Source organism: Nostoc sp. 'Peltigera membranacea cyanobiont' 213, assembly GCF_002245975.1.
In the GTDB taxonomy this organism is placed as follows: Bacteria; Cyanobacteriota; Cyanobacteriia; order Cyanobacteriales; family Nostocaceae; genus Nostoc.
Genome location: NZ_NOLI01000159.1, coordinates 1 through 17,570, shown reverse-complemented (window position 1 = coordinate 17,570; position 17,570 = coordinate 1). Strand labels below are relative to the sequence as shown.

Genomic DNA, 17,570 nt, shown 5'->3' with positions numbered 1-17,570 from the left:
GGGAAGCAGGGGAAGAAAATCCAAAATCCAAAATCCGAAGTCAAAAATCGGCAGAGTGGAGTGTTACTAGAAGGCTGCGTGTCACTCACCAAGGAAGTTACACGTCGAATTACTATATCAATGGTGAAGCTTGCACGTTGACAGAATTGCATCAGCAACTAAGTAACCTACGGGTTTATCCTGAAGGCTACAACGTGGTGCTGCAAGGGGATGTCACCAGCATTATCTCGATGAATGCGCGGGAACGACGGGAAATTATTGATGAATTAGCTGGGGTGGCGGCATTCGATCGCAAAATCATTCAAGCCAAATCAACTTTAGATGAGGTGAAGGAAAAGGAAGATAGCTGTCGGATTATTGAAACAGAATTAACTGCACAGCGCGATCGCCTTTCTCAAGATCGGGCGAAAGCTGAGAGATATCAAAAGCTTCGCACAGAATTTCTGGCGAAACAATCCTGGGAAGCAGTTTTATCATGGCGATCGCTACAAGCACAACAAGAAAAGTTAGTTCACGAAATTCAAACAGGCGATCGCAATTCTACTGAACTCTCAACTCAACTCACAAATCTAAATTCCCAAATTGTCCAAAAAACTGCTGAACTCGAACAACTCAATGCCCATGTGAAAGCATTGGGAGAAGATGAACTTTTAGCAGTACAATCTACCCTCGCCACCCAAGAAGCCGAACGTAAACAACTCCAGCGTCAGCTAACAGAATTAGAAACGGCAACGCACGAAACCGCTAAACGTCTGCTTCAAACTCAGCAAGAGATTCAAAAACACCGTTTTTCCCTAGAAGAAATTGCCGAAACCCAAATTGTAGAAACGCGATTCATCACGTCTTCACAACAACAAAGAAACGAAGCGCACCAAGCCTTAGAAACCTCCCGCGAAGCCGCCGCAGAAATCGCCTCGGCTTCGGAAGCGTGGGTGCAGCAACAAACGGCATTCAACCGTCAAATTGAAACTCTGCTGCAAACTCTAGAACCGCAACGCACAGAAAAAGCACAACTCACAGAACGAAATAATCAGTTACAGCAATTAATTTCCGAGCAAACTCAGTTAATTGAACGCGACGAACCGCTATTAGCCCAAAAACAAACTGACTGTAGTCAAATTGAAACAGAATTTAACGCCTCTAGCGAACCCATCCAAAATTTAGCTCAAAATCTCTCAGCCACAGAACAAGAATTGCAAATCCAACAGGAAACCCAAAAGCGGTTACTTTTTGAACAACGCGAAAAACAACGCCAGTTGGATAAAATCGAGGCTCAAGCACAGGCACAGCAAGAAGTCCAAGGAACCCAAGCGAGTAAAGTTATTTTACAATCAGGAATGCCTGGACTTTGTGGCTTAGTTGTGCAGTTAGGAAAAGTGGAACCCCGCCATCAGCTAGCTTTAGAAATGGCTGCCGGTGGACGCTTGGGACATATTGTGGTAGATGATGACAGCATCGCCGCAGCCGGTATTGAATTGCTCAAACAGAAACGTGCAGGGAGAGCGACTTTTTTACCACTGAATAAAATTCACGCTCCTAAATTTACTCAAGATGCAACGCTGCGTTTTGCCAGTGGCTTCGTTAATTATGCTGTGAACTTAGTCGATTGCGATCGCCGTTACAAAGATGTCTTCAGCTATGTTTTTGGTAACACGGTAGTATTTGCCAGTCTTGAAGCGGCGCGGAAAAATTTAGGCTTATATCGCATCGTCACCTTAGACGGGGAATTGTTGGAAACTAGCGGTGCAATGACTGGTGGTAGTAACAGCAATCGTTCCGCCTTGCGGTTTGGTAATGCAGAAGCGGCGGAATCTGATGAAGCGATCGCTTTGAGAAGTCGCTTGGTGGATATTGAGCGAGTTTTAGAGCGTTGTACGGAAGCGATCGCAACTTTGTCAGCCAGAGCCAAAAAACTGACGGTGGAACTCGCAGAAGCGCGTCAAGCGCGGCGCGAACAGCAGTTGCAATTGGAACAGTTGCAGAAAGATATTAAAAATTTAACAACGCAATTAGAGGGGACGCGATCGCAACTCGCCCAAAACAGCGAAAAGTTAGCTACTGCTCAATCCCGATTAGAAATTTTAGATCGGGAATTACCAGGACAAGAAACTCAGTTGCAACAATTGCGACACGCTTTAGCCGAGTTAGAAGCATCCCAAACCCCCAGTGAATGGCAACAAATCCAGGCGAAAATTAAAATTCAAGAGCAACAATTACAACAACGCGAGACAGCATTACGCGAAGCTGAACAAAGATTAAAAAATTTAGAAAATCAGCAACAGCGATCGCAAGAAAAAATTCAAGAAGCAGAGACACGCATCGCAGAATACGAAACCCAAAAAACCTCTTGTAGAGACGCGATTCATCGCGTCTCCACACAAATCACAACGATAGACGAGCAAATCACCCAAACCCGTTTATCGTTGAGTGAAATGGAGCAAAATTTGGGCGAAGAGAAACAAAAACGCGACGCTACAGAACTAGAAGTGCGATCGCACCTTTTGCGCCAACAACAATTGCAATGGGAAATCCAAAAACTTAAAGAAACCCAAGAGAAGCGGCGGGAGGAACTAATTGCACTGCAAACTCAACTACGAGATATGGGAGCAGAATTACCAAATCCCTTGCCGGAAGTGCCAGATCGGGTAGATTTAGAAGAATTACAGAAAGAATTGCGATCGCTTACCAAACGCTTACAGGCAATGGAACCTGTTAATATGCTGGCGTTGGAAGAATACGAACGCACTCAAAATCGCCTCCAAGAACTGACGCAAAAATTAGAGACATTACAAGGGGAACGCACCGAACTACTTTTGCGGATTGAAAACTTTACCACATTGCGGCAACTTGCTTTTAAAGAAGCATTCGATGCTGTCAACGAAAACTTTCAATCAATTTTTGCCATTCTTTCAGACGGCGACGGCTATTTACAACTTGAAAATCCCGAAGATCCCTTTAGCAGTGGATTGAATTTAGTCGCTCACCCCAAAGGTAAACCCGTACAGCGCCTAGCTTCCATGTCTGGGGGAGAAAAATCACTCACAGCCTTGAGCTTTATCTTTGCCCTCCAACGCTACCGTCCATCGCCCTTTTACGCCTTTGATGAAGTGGATATGTTCTTAGATGGAGCAAACGTAGAACGATTAGCTAGAATGATTAAGCAACAGTCACAACAAGCGCAATTTATAGTTGTGAGTTTGCGTCGTCCGATGATAGAATCAGCCGAACGCACAATTGGCGTTACTCAAGCACGAGGAGCTTACACTCAAGTTTTGGGGATTAAATTACAATCATCCAATACATCTGCTTGAGTTTTTGTTAATAATAGTGTATAGACAAACCGGATTCGAGATCAGGACTCGGTATAGAATGACCTCCGAACAGATAATTAGACGTTCCGATATATTAAACACCCAGGTGATTACCCGCGACAACGGCAAGCGGCTAGGCATCATCAGTCAAGTCTGGGTTGATATTGATCAACGAGAGGTTGTGGCTCTTGGTTTGCGAGACAGCCTGATCTCCATTTCGGGCATACCGCGCTATATGTACCTCAACAACATCAGCCAGATTGGTGATGTCATCTTAGTTGATAACGAAGATGCAATAGAAGATATTGAAGTTGAATCTCTCAGCAATCTGATTAACTGGGAAGTAATTACAGAAACAGGTGAAGTACTAGGCAAAGTTCGGGGCTTCAAATTCAACGGCGAAACCGGGAAGCTTAACTCCATAGTCATCGCTTCTTTAGGAATCCCCCAAATTCCCGACCAATTTTTGAGTACTTACGAGTTCTCAGTGGATGAAATTGTCAGTACTGGCCCCAATAGATTGATTGTGTTTGAGGGAGCCGAAGAACGGGTGAATCAGTTGACAACTGGTTTACTAGAGCGTTTGGGTATTGGCAAAGCGCCGTGGGAGAGGGATGCAGAAGAAGAAGGATACGGCTATACTCCACCCCGGACAATTGCAGCACCCAATCAACTGCCTAGTGGTGTGCCATTACAGCCACCTAAGCAGAGAGTTCGCGCCCCCGAACCCGTAGCGCGAGAAGAGGAATGGACAGAAGACTATGTGGAAGAAGAAAGGCCACAGCGTCAGGTAATGAAGGCGCGGCAGTATGAATCTATTCAATATGAAGAAGACGACGAAGAAGATAACTGGAGTGAAGCAACGGGTAGCGACAGGTATCAACAACCGCAGCCGCTAAAGTATGAAGCCAAGCCTTACAGCAAGCCTTATGTTGATGAATACGATGATTATGACGACGTAGATGGCGATGCTTGGGAAGATGAGCCGAAGCCTGTGAATATTCCTAAGAAAGTTAAGGAAAGGCAGCCAGAATACGAAGAAGAAGGCGGATATTAACTAATTCGTAATTAAACTGGAAAATTACGAAATATTTTAAGATTAATTTAGCTCTTTCCTTGCTTACAAGGAGGGAGCTAATTTTTTTGGATAAGTGAGGGGTGGGAGTGTACGAAGCGATAATTTTTGCCTGCTGAAGTATTGGCTCAAAAAACTTCCTAACGCGGTCAAATAACCATTACCACTGAGGATTTGCCATAATTAATGCCGTCGCCTGAGAGCTATCTAATGGATGGGAGAAAAAATATCCCTGCCCATATTCACAGTTTAACTTTCTCAAAAGCGCTAGTTGCTCTTTTGTCTCCACCCCTTCGGCAGTCACATCCACACCTAATTTGTGTGCCAATGTAATAATTGTCTGAACAATATCTAAATTTCCATCATCAAAAATGCTCCCGCTTACAAAAGAGCGGTCTATCTTCAACTGATTAATTGGAAAGTGGTGCAGACGACCTAATGAAGAATAGCCCGTACCGAAGTCGTCAATTGCCAACTGAATTCCTAAATTTCTTAGTTGCTTTAGCCTGATGATAGCTTTATCATCGTTTTCCATAATTACGCCTTCTGTAATCTCCAGCGTCAAACTCGGCGCGGTGAGTCCAGTGTCTTGTAGAACTTTATTGATGTGCGCCACCAAGTTTTCTTCACTGAACCTAGTAGTACAAAGATTGATACTAATGGTCAAGGGAGACTCAGCCAGATATCCACAGCTAGAGGAGAATTGCTCTCGCCACTGCTGTATCTGACCACATGCCTCATACAAGATCCACTGCTCAATAGGGATAATTAGCCCGGTTTCTTGGGCCGTTGGCATGAAATACCCTGGTAAAACAATACCGTGTTTTGGATGTAGCCAGCGCACAAGCGCTTCAAAACCAGTTATTCTGCCGCGACTGAGTGACACTATCGGTTGATAATAAACCCGAAACTCTTGAAGCTCAACGGCTCGGCGCAGCTCGTTAATCAACTCCAAGTGTGCCATTGCTTGAATATGCATATCACTGTTAAAAATCTCATAGCACGCCCTGCCTTGTGCCTTAGCTCGGTACATCGCAATATCGGCATCACGCAAGTAATCTTCTGGTTGTTCGCAACCTGTTATGCTTAAAGCAATGCCAATACTCGCTGTAGTAGACACTTCGTGCCCGTCTAGAACCACAGGAAGTGCCAGATTTTTTTGTATTCGCTCAACAACCGCTACCACTTCTAATACATCTCTAATTCCCACTAGCAAGACAATAAACTCGTCTCCTCCCAGCCGTGCAGCTATATCTATAGAGCGCAAGCATTCTTGAAGCCTTTGAGCAACCGTAAGCAGTAATTGATCTCCAAATGTGTGTCCCAGGCTGTCATTGATCGTCTTGAAGCGATCTAGGTCTAGAAACAAGACAGCAAATAGATACTCTGAATGCCGTTTGGAATAATTGACCGCATCTTCTAAGCGGTTCATAAATAAAGCGCGATTTGGGAGTCCCGTCAGTACATCGTGAAACGCAAGGTGTAGCAGTTGTGACTTAGCTCGTTTATGCTCTGTAATTTCACTCAGCAATTGCTGATTTGCTTTTGCCAGTTCCACTGTGCGTTTTGCCACTTGTTCTTGTGCTTGTTTAGCTTCGCTGATATTACGCACCAACCAACGCCAGCCTACCAACTTTTCTTGTGAGTCATACACTGGAGATGCCCTGATACTAGCAGGAAAGGGGGTATCCAACCGTGGCTTTATCTCAATTACGCAGTCCTCTATCTCCTGCGAATTATTTATCAGGCAGCTAAATATCTGGCGGTCTTGTTGAGCAATAAACAGAATTAATGGTTTACCTACCAGATATTTTTGTCTCACAGAGAGCATAGTTTCTGCTGCATAGTTAGCCTCTAGGATCTTCCCGACGGTATTAGTTACCAAGTAACCATGCGGCGCAAAATCGAATAATTCTTGGTAACGCTGGCGTTCTTTCTCTGCTTCCAATCTTGTTACCTCTAGCTCCTCGGAGGCAGCCAATAGTTCTTCCATTGCCATTTGAAGTTCATCGAAAGCTGCTATTATTAGCTCTTGTTGTGAGTTCGGTTGAGTTGCAGTGCGCTGCCATATTCCTCGTACCCGCGATCGCAATTCCTCTATCTGCTGGCTAAAGTTATCTACATCCATGTTGCTTGAGCCACAAAACTATGAAGCGTGGGTGTAAGTAATAATCAAATCTAGATATCAATATAAATAGATACTAAAAAACTGGTATCTATACCAAGATACACTTCTAGTATTTATACGTTGTATTTTTAATTTTAGTATCTATGAAGCCCTGCAAGATGTCAAACCACACGGAGAAACTCTCCGATGAAAACGCTAACAACAGTTTGTGACTAATTAGTGAACTGTTCAGAAACTCCCCAAAAACTGCTAGCGTCAAACAAAGGATAAATATCGTTGTGGACTTTCGAGCTTGAAAACCCGTTCTAATTACTGGCAACTACTGCCTTATATCCGCCTCCAGTGGAAAACCATCACCAAGGGACTTATTGGTATCTTGGGATACGTATTAGCAACATTAGTGTTGATAAATCTTGCCGGTAAATTGGCAATTCCCTTTGCACAGGGTAATGTAGTAGCGATCGCTCAAATAACTGGTAGCTGTGCTTTAGTATTTCTTGTCAGAGGCTTGTTTCAGTCTATACAAGATATGTACATGGCGAAAGCTGCTTTGAGAGTTGCTTTTCATCTCCGCCAGCAAGTCTACGCTCATCTTCAAAAGCTAAATCTCAGCTTTTTTGAAACCGCAAAAGCAGGTGATTTATCTTACCGCCTCACCGAAGATGTTGACCGGGTTGGGGAAGTTGTCAATAAAGGATTTCACGACTTTATCCCCTGCATTTTGCAGTTGTTGGCAATTCCGATTTACATGATTTACCTGAATTGGCAACTGACACTAGCAACAGTCATAGTTGCACCACTGATGGGTATTTTAGTCGGCTGGTTTGGCGAACGGTTACGCAAGTATTCCTTAAAAAGTCAAAATCGCGTATCGGGTTTATCAGCCATCCTCGCGGAAGTTTTCAACGGTATTCGTTTGGTACAGGCTTTTGCTGCTGAAAATTACGAAATCGCCCGCTTTGGCCATGAAGCAGAACGCAGTCTCAAAGCCAAATATTCAGCCGAACGCCTGAAAGCGATTCAAATTCCCATCATCGGATTTTTGGAAGCCTTAAGTGCGTTATCGTTATTGATTGTGGGAGCGTGGCAAATTTCCCAAGATAACTTGACAGTGGCGAATTTTTTCAGCTATCTGGCGGCGGCAGCGCTGTTAATCGATCCCATTGGTCATACTACTAATAATTACAACGAATTTAAGCAGGGTGAGGCATCCGTTGACCGCGTTTTTGAATTGATGGCAATTCAGCCAACGGTGATTGAAAAAATAAATGCGATCGCTCTGCCTCCAGTCAATGGCAAAGTAGAATATCGTCATATTTCCTTTGCCTATAAGCCAGGTGAACCCGTATTAAAAGATATCAGCTTATTGGTATCGCCAGGTGAAGCGATCGCTCTTGTGGGTGCTTCTGGTGCTGGTAAAACCACATTTGTCAACCTTCTCCCCCGTTTTTACGACCCCGAAGTTGGTCAAATCTTCATTGACGGTGTTGATATTCGGGATGTCAAGCTGCATAGTCTGCGGCGACAAATTGGGATTGTTCCTCAAGAAACCATCATGTTTTCGGGGACAATTGCCCAAAATATCGCCTTTGGACAAAAAGCTTTTGACATGGAAGCAGTTAAAGAGGCGGCGAAAATTGCTAATGCTCATCAGTTTATTAGCCAACTGCCAGAAGGTTATCAGACTTGGGTGGGCGAACGTGGGGTAAACTTATCAGGAGGACAAAGACAAAGAATTGCGATCGCTCGTGCTGTTCTGCTCAATCCCCAAATCTTGATTCTTGATGAAGCGACATCAGCATTAGATTCGGAATCAGAGGCGTTGGTACAGGAAGCGCTGGAAAGATTGATGCAAAAACGCACAGTATTTATTATTGCCCATCGTTTATCAACCGTGAGAAGGTGCGATCGTATTTTAGTTCTCGAACAGGGACAAATTGTTGAATCAGGAACCCATGAAGAATTATTAGCCCTAGAGCATCGCTACGCACGGTTTTATGCCCAACAATTTAGTTAAAAGTAGGGAATGAGTAGAACTGAAAACTTTAATACCCAAACTTAATAATTTGAAAATTTTGTATCAAAATTATTCCTCTTTCCTCTCTCTGCCTCCTACGGCGTACACACAAATAATTTAATTACCCCAAATCTCATTTTGTAGGGTGTGTTATGCCGAAGGCTAACGCACCATCCTAGTAATAGCTGAAATAGCTACTTTTATCTTCGATTTCAACAGTTTGTGGGGGAATTGACTTTTTTTGTTGATTACTTTGTCCTGGTGTCACATATTCGATTGCGAGATTGATGGTACTTTATGTTTGCAGCAACTCCTTTATCCCAACCGCGATATAAGCTATGACACTCAATTTATATTTCCTGCGACATGGAGAAACTACCTTTAGTCAAAGTGGTAATTTCTGCGGTGAAACTGATGCGGAGTTGACAACAGAGGGGATGCAGATGGCATCCGGTTTTGCCGATGTTTATCAAAAATTGAAGTGGGAGGCTGTTTATGTTAGCCCGATGAAGCGTGCAATTGCAACTGCCAAGCCATTTTGTGATGCTATCGGTATGGATATGCAGTTGCGTGGCGGACTTAGAGAAGGTAGTTATGGCGAATGGGAAACTAAGAGTAAATCCTTTGCTCAAGAGAATTACGCAGAAAACTATGTAAAATGGTTGACAGAACCCGCTTGGAATGCACCCAAAGGTGGAGAAACTGCGGTAGATATTGCTAACCGTTCTATGCCTGTAATTGCTGAAATTCAAGAAAAATATCCCCAAGGTAATGTTTTAGTAGTTTCCCATAAAGCCACGATTCGGATTATGCTTTGCAGTTTACTGGGAATCGATTTGGGACGCTATCGCTATCGGGTGAATATTTTGGTCGCGTCGGTAAGTATGGTAAAGTTTGACGTTAATGGCCCTTTGTTAGAAATATTAGGCGATCGTCATCATATACCCGATCGTATTCGCTCTCGTCCGGGAACATAATTAGTAAAAAGTTTTGTTATGAGTGGGATGCAAGCCGAGTTTGACATAACTTGCGAAGAAAGGATAAGTAAGTGGGCGTAAATAATTAAAGGTTTGTAGTAAGGGCTTTAGCCCTGAGAATAGGGCTAAAGCCCTTACTAAGAGCCAATTTAATTAGTTTTACATTGCGTAACATAGTTTGATTTATTCTTGCCCACCTACTTAGCAGCCTTTCAGAAGGGAGCATCCCAGTTTTGCAAAAATATATGGGACTGACGTAAAAACCCTTTTAAATCTTCTTACCTTTGTGTCCTTTGTGTCCTTTGTGTCCTTTGCGGTTCGTTTTTTATTCTCCAAAATAAGTCAAAATCCCGTATGTAAATTAAACTTGTACTGATGTGATTTGTGAAAATCTTAAAGCTGGGATACCCGACTTATATAATAAGTCAGGTATCTCATTATTCAGAAACAAATAGCTGTAATTCTACTATTTACTAGACTGAATTGCCTGGATTAACTCATAAAAAGGTTGCCAATTATCTTCTTGAGCAATTGCTTCCCAAATAGACTCAATCACAGGTCTTAATAATACCGTTTTGGGATTATGAACAGCTAAAGTCTGAGCAATTACATTGGTGCGATTGCAATCAAAATCATTCAAGATTTTATGGTATAAAATACACCAATTATCAAAAATTATTGACGCACCCGGTACTGGAACAATATCTGAACTATTCATTACAAAACCTGGTTCATCTCGCCATTTTGATGAAAAAGTCCGAGCCATCTCATAAAAGAACTGGTGATAACCAACTTGGCTCTCCTTCAGAAATTCAATCGTTAGATTCAATAGTCCCACTGTTTCAGGATACGGCAAATCCTCAAAACCCAACTTTTTCAACATCAAAGAACTGTATTCAGCTTCATAATACTCATCAAACCTTTCTAATGCAGCTTCCATTTCGCCTTTATCAATAATCGCCTTTAAAGGTTCCTGGAGCATTTGCAAATTCAAGTGACAAATACTTGGTTGATTGCCGTAACAATAGCGTCCATAATAGTCGAAATATGCAGCTATAAAGGATGGGTTATAAGTCGGGATAAACGCATAAGGCCCATAGTCAAAACTCTCTCCCGTAATCGACATATTGTCAGTATTCAGCACTGCATGACAAAAGCCCGCCGCCATCCACTGCGCTACTAGTTCTGCAACCCGTTTAACTAATTCGGCGTAAAACAGAACATATTTATCTTCTTCACTACTTAAGTGTTGATAATACTGCTCAATTACGTGGTCTAATAACTTCTTAGTTAAATCTGGACGCTGGAAATAATGCAGTCGCTCAAAAGTACCAAACCGAATATGAGAACTGCTCATTCTAATCATCACAGATGAGCGGGTAGGTGAAGGTTCATCGCCCCGCCACAGGGGTAAACCTGTTTCAATCATGCTCAAACAGCGCGAGGTACGTACACCCAAGTGGTGCAGCGCTTCCGCAGCCAGAACTTCCCGCACGCCACCTTTAAGCGTGAGCATACCATCGCCACCACGAGAGTAGGGCGTTCTCCCAGTGCCTTTTGTGCCAAAATCGTACAATTCGCCATCAGTGGCGCGGACTTGCCCATAGAGAAAGCCTCTACCATCACCTAACTGTCTGTTATATTCACCAAATTGATAGCCGTGGTAACGTAGTGCTAACAAGGGTTTACGCCCCTGAAACTTGCCAAAAGCTATGATGAAATCTTCGTCTTTGACTACTTGGGGGTCTAAACCCAAACGAGGTAATAGTGCATCGTTACGCCAGCGCAAGAGGTGTTGGGGAAATTCCTCTGCTCCAACCTCATCGTAGTAGTCATCGCCTAGAGATTCCAAGGCGCTTTCGTAGTTGAGGGAGAGAAAAGGATTGCTAGAATTTTTGTAATTTGGGGTTTCAGCCAGAGTCATTACGAGCAAAGCTTAATTCATTCTTCCTTTAATACTACCTCTGGCTTCAACATCAGCATAGACGCAAAAAGCGACCCATATCTAAAATATGGCAGCGCCACCATCAAAATGTAGAGCGCATAATGAATAAAGTTTTGCAGTTACAGAAAAAATTAACTCAATTAGCTATTTTAGACGCTACATTTGAGGTTTTTGGTTCAGAATCACACCAATATCAATTAAAACCTTGCTTAAGTAACAAAGAGATTCAAGTGTTTGAATCTAGATATAATATTACGCTACCAAGTGAATATAAAAACTTTCTGTTAGAAATTGGGAATGGTGGTGCAGGGCCAGGATATGGATTATCGGGGATTGAATATGAAGATGTTATCCCAGAAAAACTATACCAAGAGAACTATGAAATTCTCTCTAAACCTTTTTCTTTAACAGAAGCATGGAATGATTTGGATTTGATTGTCAAGAATAATACAGATTTTGTTATTAACAATGACGCTTATTTCGATGATAAATTTATTCAAGGCACTCTCACCATTACAAATTATGGTTGCGGAATTTATGGGATGTTAGTTATTACTGGGGAGCAGTCAGGAAAAATTTGGATAGATGACCGGACTAATGATAATGGGATATATCCTGCCTCTTTAAGTTTTTGTCATGCTTTCCATGATACTGACCCTGATGATTTGCATCCAAATAACAATGAGGAGCAGCCTTTGAGTTTTTATGATTGGTATGAAGACTGGCTTAACCGAAGTTTGCATCAAATTCGCCAGTCTTTGGAAACTTAACCTTAATTAAATCAAACTGAGTTTTTTACTTTTTATTTGGTTCTGATGGTGGAGTAATACCTACTGAGTTTGATGTTGGTTGTGATGCCTGTGAAGATAGAATTTGTTTTACTTGCTGGTTATAAGTTTGTAAAATTGATTGAACCTGTTTTTGTTGAGCTTGATTCAAATCCAAAGATTTTAACACTATCCTGATTCTCTGACGGGATTGCAGTGCTGCCTTAAATTTAGTATCTTGGGACGGATTTAATAGAGCCTCAATATCCTTATCTCTTTGCTGGCGGGCTAACTGGATTTGTAGACGCTGTTGCTTTGTGATATTGATTTTTTGGTGTGCTGGAGGACTATTCTGAGTTGTTAAGGCTGGTTGTGTAGCTGGGGAAGTTGGAACTGGTGCTGCCAATACAACTCCGTGTAATATGGTAGCAAAAGCGAAGATAGTAGAAAAAACAGATAAGCGCTTTATAGAATTAATGGACATTTTGAAAAACTCCTCAATCATCTAAAAAATGCACCCATTGGCTTATTAGCCAGAGAGTGAACAAACATTACTCTCGCATTTGCTTGTGGAGTTGTTGTGTATTTATTATGGATTTAATATGAATTTCTAGATGGTGCAAACTCATGTCTCAAATTTGTTAATTAGCTGTGTATAAATAAACATAATACACAGATACTTAATTTCTTCAATAAATCCGGTATTTATACAATATAAAAAAAAGATGCTTAAAATTTTGGTGCTTGCCACTTAGGATTTGTAAGACTTGTCATAATATGATCTTCCCATTGTCCATTAATTAACAAATAGTCTCTAGCGTATCCTTCAATGACAAAACCGAGTCTTTTTAAGACATTGCCACTGCGCCGATTGTGAGGCATATAATTAGCCATAACTCGGTGAAAATTTAACTCTTGAAAGAGATATTCAGTTGCGGCTCTTAGCCCTTCTGTCATATATCCTTTACCTTGTTTACTTTCAGCAAGGCTATATCCCACGTAGCAAAAATGAGCGGCTCCTCGGACAAAATTGCTAAAATTGACCGTTCCAATAATTACCGTAGGATTTTTTTTGGTAAAAACAAATAGTTTTAATGATTGCCCATTAAGAAATTCTAAAAAACTATTCTCTATCTGATATTGCCAATATTCTTCAGTGAAAAAACCATCAGCCCATAGAGGGTAGAATGGAGTGAGATAGGTTTTGTTATAAATGAAGTATTTGAGAATTTGGGGTATATCTTCATGAATCGCCACTCGTAATAATAGGCGATCGCTAGCAATTAGTGGCAGTTCTGATATCATAATCGATGGGATCTGTTCCCAGCACATTCTCTAGATTTTATAAATTCTCTCATACCTACGGTTTAGCAGCAGCCAGGGCAATAGAATTCGCACGCCAGTTGCAATCCCCAATCCTGAGTATTTTTACTGGTAATCTGCCATTCCACCAAAATCTTGATAAGCTGATGTCTAATATCTAGAGCGCAAGGATTGAGAGCCAATGGGTGATAAAGCACAGTACGCGGCATGACTTCGATAAAATCGCTTTGCCCAAACGCTGTACCGCAGGAAATTCAACCAAAAGAAAGCTCAAGATTCAACCCAGTCTACAAGAAGGATAGTGATGTGGTGGGAATACGCTACGATTGGCAGGAATTAGAGATTCGGGCGATATACAATACGCCATTGCTAGAGCTTATTTATCAAGCTGCTAGCGTGCATCGCCAATATCATGACCCAACAAAAATACAAGTTTGTAAGCTTATATCCATTAAAACGGGGGGTTGTCCAGAAGATTGTAGCTACTGTGCCCAATCTTCGCGCTATAAAACAGAGGTAAAAGCAGAAGCACTCCTAGAGAAGGAAACGGTAATTAACATCGCCCAGAAAGCTAAAGAAACTGGTGTTAGTCGCATCTGCATGGGTGCTGCTTGGCGCGAAGTTCGGGATAACTCACAATTTGAGGAAGTTCTGGAAATGGTCAAGGATGTAACCGCAATGGGTTTAGAAGTATGCTGCACTCTGGGTATGTTGACGGCAAATCAAGCTAGGAAACTAGAAGAAGCGGGACTTTACGCCTACAACCATAACTTAGATACCTCGCAGGAATATTACAGCACAATTATTACCACGAGAACTTATAGCGATCGCTTAAATACAATCGATAATGTCCGTCAGACCAATGTTACCGTATGTTCTGGCGGTATCTTGGGTTTAGGCGAAACTGTCGATGACCGAGTTGGGATGTTACAAACTCTGTCAAATTTACATCCGCATCCAGAGTCAGTGCCAATTAATATTCTTTCACAAGTACCAGGCACACCCTTAGAAAATCAGCCTGATGTCCCCATTTGGGATATTGTGCGGATGATTGCCACAGCCAGAATTTTAATGCCTGCTTCCGATGTACGTCTTAGTGCTGGTAGGGCTAGACTTTCTGAAGTTGAACAAGCTTTTTGCTTTATGGCAGGAGCCAATTCTATATTTTCCAGCGACGACAACAAAATGTTGACGGTGACAACTCCTTGTCCAGATTACGATACTGACCGAGAAATGCTGAATTTGCTTGGTTTAGGGATGCGTCCACCTTCCCAAAGACAGGAGAAGATAGCAAGTCCGGCTGTTGTCGGATAAATATCTTCTTGTGGGATGGGTGTCTCACCCGTCCCTGACTGAGGGCAGACAAGATGCCCGCCCCACAAGAGTCTTAGTTAAATTATCTTGGCAGTCCGCAGACCGAACAGCAGACCGACTGATAAACCAAAGAACAAAGCTAAAAAGCCGATGTAAGCTGCAATTGCAAACATTTATTTTTCTCCACAATACTTCCTAAATATATTGAATCATTAGTTATTAGTCATTTGTCATTTGTCATTTGTCATTGGGGCATGGTTATTCTTGTCTCCTTCATCTCCCCCACTCCCAGATTGCGATAGAATACAGCCCACGGGCGCTTCTTTGGGGTTGAGCAATGACTTCTGTAATTAATGTAAATTTACCAGAGCAGTCTTATGAGATTGCGATAACTTCGTTGAGCCACGCTAACGCACCTTCAAGTTTAGACCAACTGGGTCAACAGATGGCCAATCTGAAGCTAGGCAAGAAAGTACTGCTGGTTTCTAATCCGACAATTTTTAAGCATTATGGCGAAAGAGCAATTACATCTCTGAAATCTGCTGGATTTGAAGTTGCTAGCTGCACCTTACCACCTGGTGAACGCTACAAAAACCTCAATTCCATCCAAAAACTGTACGATGTCGCCTTAGAAAACCGCCTAGAACGTTCTGCGACGATGGTGGCTTTGGGCGGAGGTGTGATTGGCGATATGACTGGCTTTGCCGCTGCCACCTGGCTGCGCGGTATCAATGTTGTGCAAGTGCCTACAACTCTCTTGGCGATGGTAGATTCGGCAATTGGTGGCAAAACTGGCGTAAATCATCCCCACGGGAAAAACTTAATTGGGGCATTCCATCAACCGCGCTTGGTTTTGATTGACCCAGATGTTTTAAAAACTCTTCCTATGCGCGAATTTCGGGCAGGAATGGCAGAAGTTATTAAATATGGTGTAATTTGGGATGCTGAATTATTTGCCCAGTTGGAAGCAAGTAAACGGCTCGACCAACTCCGCTATGTAAAACCTGAGCTAATAAACAACATATTAACTCGCTCTTGTCAAGCCAAAGCTGATGTTGTTGGCAAAGATGAGAAAGAAGGCGGATTACGGGCGATTCTCAACTATGGACATACTATCGGTCATGCAGTCGAAAGCTTGACTGGTTATCGTCTAGTAAATCACGGTGAAGCGGTGGCTATTGGCATGGTAGCAGCAGGTCAAATTGCCGTGGAATTGGGAATGTGGCAAAAAGAAGACACGGAACGTCAAAATGCTTTAATTCAAAAAACGGGTTTACCGACTCAATTACCATCTGGGGTAGATATTGAAGCAATTATTGAAGCGTTGCAGTTAGATAAAAAAGTCAAAGCCGGAAAAGTGCGATTTGTTTTACCAACAGAGATTGGCGTAGTTACAGTTACCGATGAAGTACCATCAGATATTATTCGCCAAGTGTTGCGGGGAATGTAAACAATTTGAAGAAGAATTTAAGACTCAGAATAAAAACTAGTTGTTCTGTCCTTTAATTACGAATTACGAATTACGAATTATCATGATACTCCAAGCCAAAAATCAATTAACTTTGCAAGAGTTCCTAAATCTTCCACCAGGTGAAGGAGATATAACTTATGAACTAGTTGATGGTCAAGCAATTCCTAAAATGTCACCAAAATTTTTTCACGCAAAACTTACCCGTGTCCTTCTCAATTTGATTGAGAAATCGTGCGAGGGAAAAGGAGAAGTTTGCCCGGAATGGTCTATTGCATTAACCCGTCGGGGGCAAGATTGGATGCCAATTCCCGATATTTTGTACATTTCTTATGAACGTTTACCGCCCAACTGGGATGAAAACGAAGCTTGTCCTGTTCCTCCTGATTTGGTGATTGAGATTATTTCGCCCGGACAAACCTTTGGACAAATGGCAGCTAAAGCCAAAAACTATTTGGATGCTAAAGTTCTACGGGTGTGGGTGGTAGATAGTAAAGCCAGAAGTATTACTGTTTTTTATCCAGATGCAGCACCACAAACTTATATGGGAGAAGAATTACTCACAGATTCCCTATTTGAAGGACTAGAATTTACTGTCGAGCAAGTGTTTCAAAAAGCGAAAATACCATTAGATGCCGAATAGCACACTTTTTGCGTCTAACACAATTTGACGCATATAATTTTTATCGCCTGCTTGATATTGAGAGATAAATTCATCAATATCTATAATGTTTCTTCCCATACTTTCATGTGTACATAAGCTTAGACCGTTGTAGCCATTGTTAGAGATTATTTCCTCAACAAATCCAGTCATAACCACAAGGTATGTAAGCTGCTCAGGTTGACTACCGTAAAAATCAGACTGGATGAATTTTACAAGTTTTAATTCTCCTAGAGTTACTTTTACCTCCTCCGTAACTTCTCGTCTTGCAGTTTCCTCAAAAGTAAATTCGCCTATCTGCACATGTCCCCCAGGGAGGTCAATACCACGGTCAAGGAGAGCGCATACAATTAAAGCATCCTTAGTAAAAGGTACGACTAGAACACTCGTTATCTTTTCAAAGGCAGGCAAAAATGAACTGCCAATATCTACAAAATTGACTTTTTGCCCTGTTTGGATGACAGTCTTTCTGTAATCCTTTTCACTCATTGGCTAAATTTCTGCTATTTAATATAGTTATATAGCTTTTCCTAATCAAATGAGGTATATCATAGCCCTCTCTCGAAGAGCGGGGAGGGGGTTGG

General features: G+C 42.1%; 14 protein-coding genes. 8 read left to right on the top strand and 6 right to left on the bottom strand.

The window, feature by feature from the left end:
• Both smc and CDG77_RS29080 read left to right on the top strand, forming a co-directional pair.
• Window positions 1-3,311: chromosome segregation protein SMC (gene smc, locus CDG77_RS29085; RefSeq protein WP_094332728.1), on the top strand; the 3,311-nt coding region annotated here is incomplete at its 5' end.
• Window positions 3,312-3,369: 58 nt separating this feature from the next.
• Entirely contained in the window at window positions 3,370-4,368 is a 999-nt protein-coding gene (locus CDG77_RS29080; RefSeq protein WP_094332727.1) for a PRC-barrel domain-containing protein, read from the top strand.
• Between the two features lie 178 nt (window positions 4,369-4,546).
• Here the strand turns inward: CDG77_RS29080 and CDG77_RS29075 are convergent, their stop codons facing one another.
• A complete protein-coding gene (locus tag CDG77_RS29075; protein ID WP_094332726.1) occupies window positions 4,547-6,514 on the bottom strand; it encodes a putative bifunctional diguanylate cyclase/phosphodiesterase in 1,968 nt (655 codons plus the stop codon).
• A 292-nt stretch (window positions 6,515-6,806) separates the two neighbouring features.
• Between CDG77_RS29075 and CDG77_RS29070 the strand changes: the two genes are divergently transcribed.
• Window positions 6,807-8,531, top strand: coding sequence for an ABC transporter ATP-binding protein (locus CDG77_RS29070; protein WP_094332725.1), 1,725 nt, complete (start codon window positions 6,807-6,809; stop codon window positions 8,529-8,531).
• Window positions 8,532-8,869: 338 nt separating this feature from the next.
• The gene (locus CDG77_RS29065) at window positions 8,870-9,508 is read left to right on the top strand and encodes a histidine phosphatase family protein (RefSeq protein ID WP_094332724.1); all 639 of its coding nucleotides are present in this window, start codon (window positions 8,870-8,872) and stop codon (window positions 9,506-9,508) included.
• A 466-nt stretch (window positions 9,509-9,974) separates the two neighbouring features.
• On the opposite strand, the gene CDG77_RS29060 is transcribed toward CDG77_RS29065, so the two are convergent.
• Window positions 9,975-11,432: a protein adenylyltransferase SelO gene (locus tag CDG77_RS29060; protein WP_094332723.1), complete on the bottom strand. Its 1,458-nt coding sequence runs from the start codon at window positions 11,430-11,432 to the stop codon at window positions 9,975-9,977.
• A 122-nt stretch (window positions 11,433-11,554) separates the two neighbouring features.
• Between CDG77_RS29060 and CDG77_RS29055 the strand changes: the two genes are divergently transcribed.
• Window positions 11,555-12,223, top strand: a complete 669-nt coding sequence (locus CDG77_RS29055) for an SMI1/KNR4 family protein (protein ID WP_094332722.1) — start codon at window positions 11,555-11,557, stop codon at window positions 12,221-12,223.
• Between the two features lie 25 nt (window positions 12,224-12,248).
• On the opposite strand, the gene CDG77_RS29050 is transcribed toward CDG77_RS29055, so the two are convergent.
• Both CDG77_RS29050 and CDG77_RS29045 read right to left on the bottom strand, forming a co-directional pair.
• Window positions 12,249-12,704, bottom strand: coding sequence for a hypothetical protein (locus CDG77_RS29050; protein WP_094332721.1), 456 nt, complete (start codon window positions 12,702-12,704; stop codon window positions 12,249-12,251).
• 245 nt (window positions 12,705-12,949) lie between these two features.
• Entirely contained in the window at window positions 12,950-13,525 is a 576-nt protein-coding gene (locus CDG77_RS29045) for a GNAT family N-acetyltransferase (RefSeq protein WP_094332730.1), read from the bottom strand.
• 324 nt (window positions 13,526-13,849) lie between these two features.
• Between CDG77_RS29045 and bioB the strand changes: the two genes are divergently transcribed.
• Window positions 13,850-14,857, top strand: a complete 1,008-nt coding sequence (bioB, locus tag CDG77_RS29040; RefSeq protein ID WP_094332729.1) for a biotin synthase BioB — start codon at window positions 13,850-13,852, stop codon at window positions 14,855-14,857.
• A gap of 77 nt (window positions 14,858-14,934) precedes the next feature.
• Here bioB and petL read toward each other — a convergent pair whose 3' ends face one another.
• Window positions 14,935-15,030, bottom strand: coding sequence for a cytochrome b6-f complex subunit PetL (gene petL / locus CDG77_RS29035; protein ID WP_094332720.1), 96 nt, complete (start codon window positions 15,028-15,030; stop codon window positions 14,935-14,937).
• Between the two features lie 164 nt (window positions 15,031-15,194).
• On the opposite strand from petL, the gene aroB reads away from it, so the two are divergent.
• Window positions 15,195-16,307, top strand: coding sequence for a 3-dehydroquinate synthase (gene aroB / locus CDG77_RS29030; RefSeq protein WP_094332719.1), 1,113 nt, complete (start codon window positions 15,195-15,197; stop codon window positions 16,305-16,307).
• Window positions 16,308-16,389: 82 nt separating this feature from the next.
• Window positions 16,390-16,968, top strand: a complete 579-nt coding sequence (locus CDG77_RS29025) for a Uma2 family endonuclease (protein ID WP_094332718.1) — start codon at window positions 16,390-16,392, stop codon at window positions 16,966-16,968.
• On the opposite strand, the gene CDG77_RS29020 is transcribed toward CDG77_RS29025, so the two are convergent.
• Entirely contained in the window at window positions 16,954-17,475 is a 522-nt protein-coding gene (locus tag CDG77_RS29020; RefSeq protein ID WP_094332717.1) for an NUDIX hydrolase, read from the bottom strand. The genes CDG77_RS29025 and CDG77_RS29020 overlap by 15 nt on opposite strands.
• Window positions 17,476-17,570: the final 95 nt, after the last annotated feature.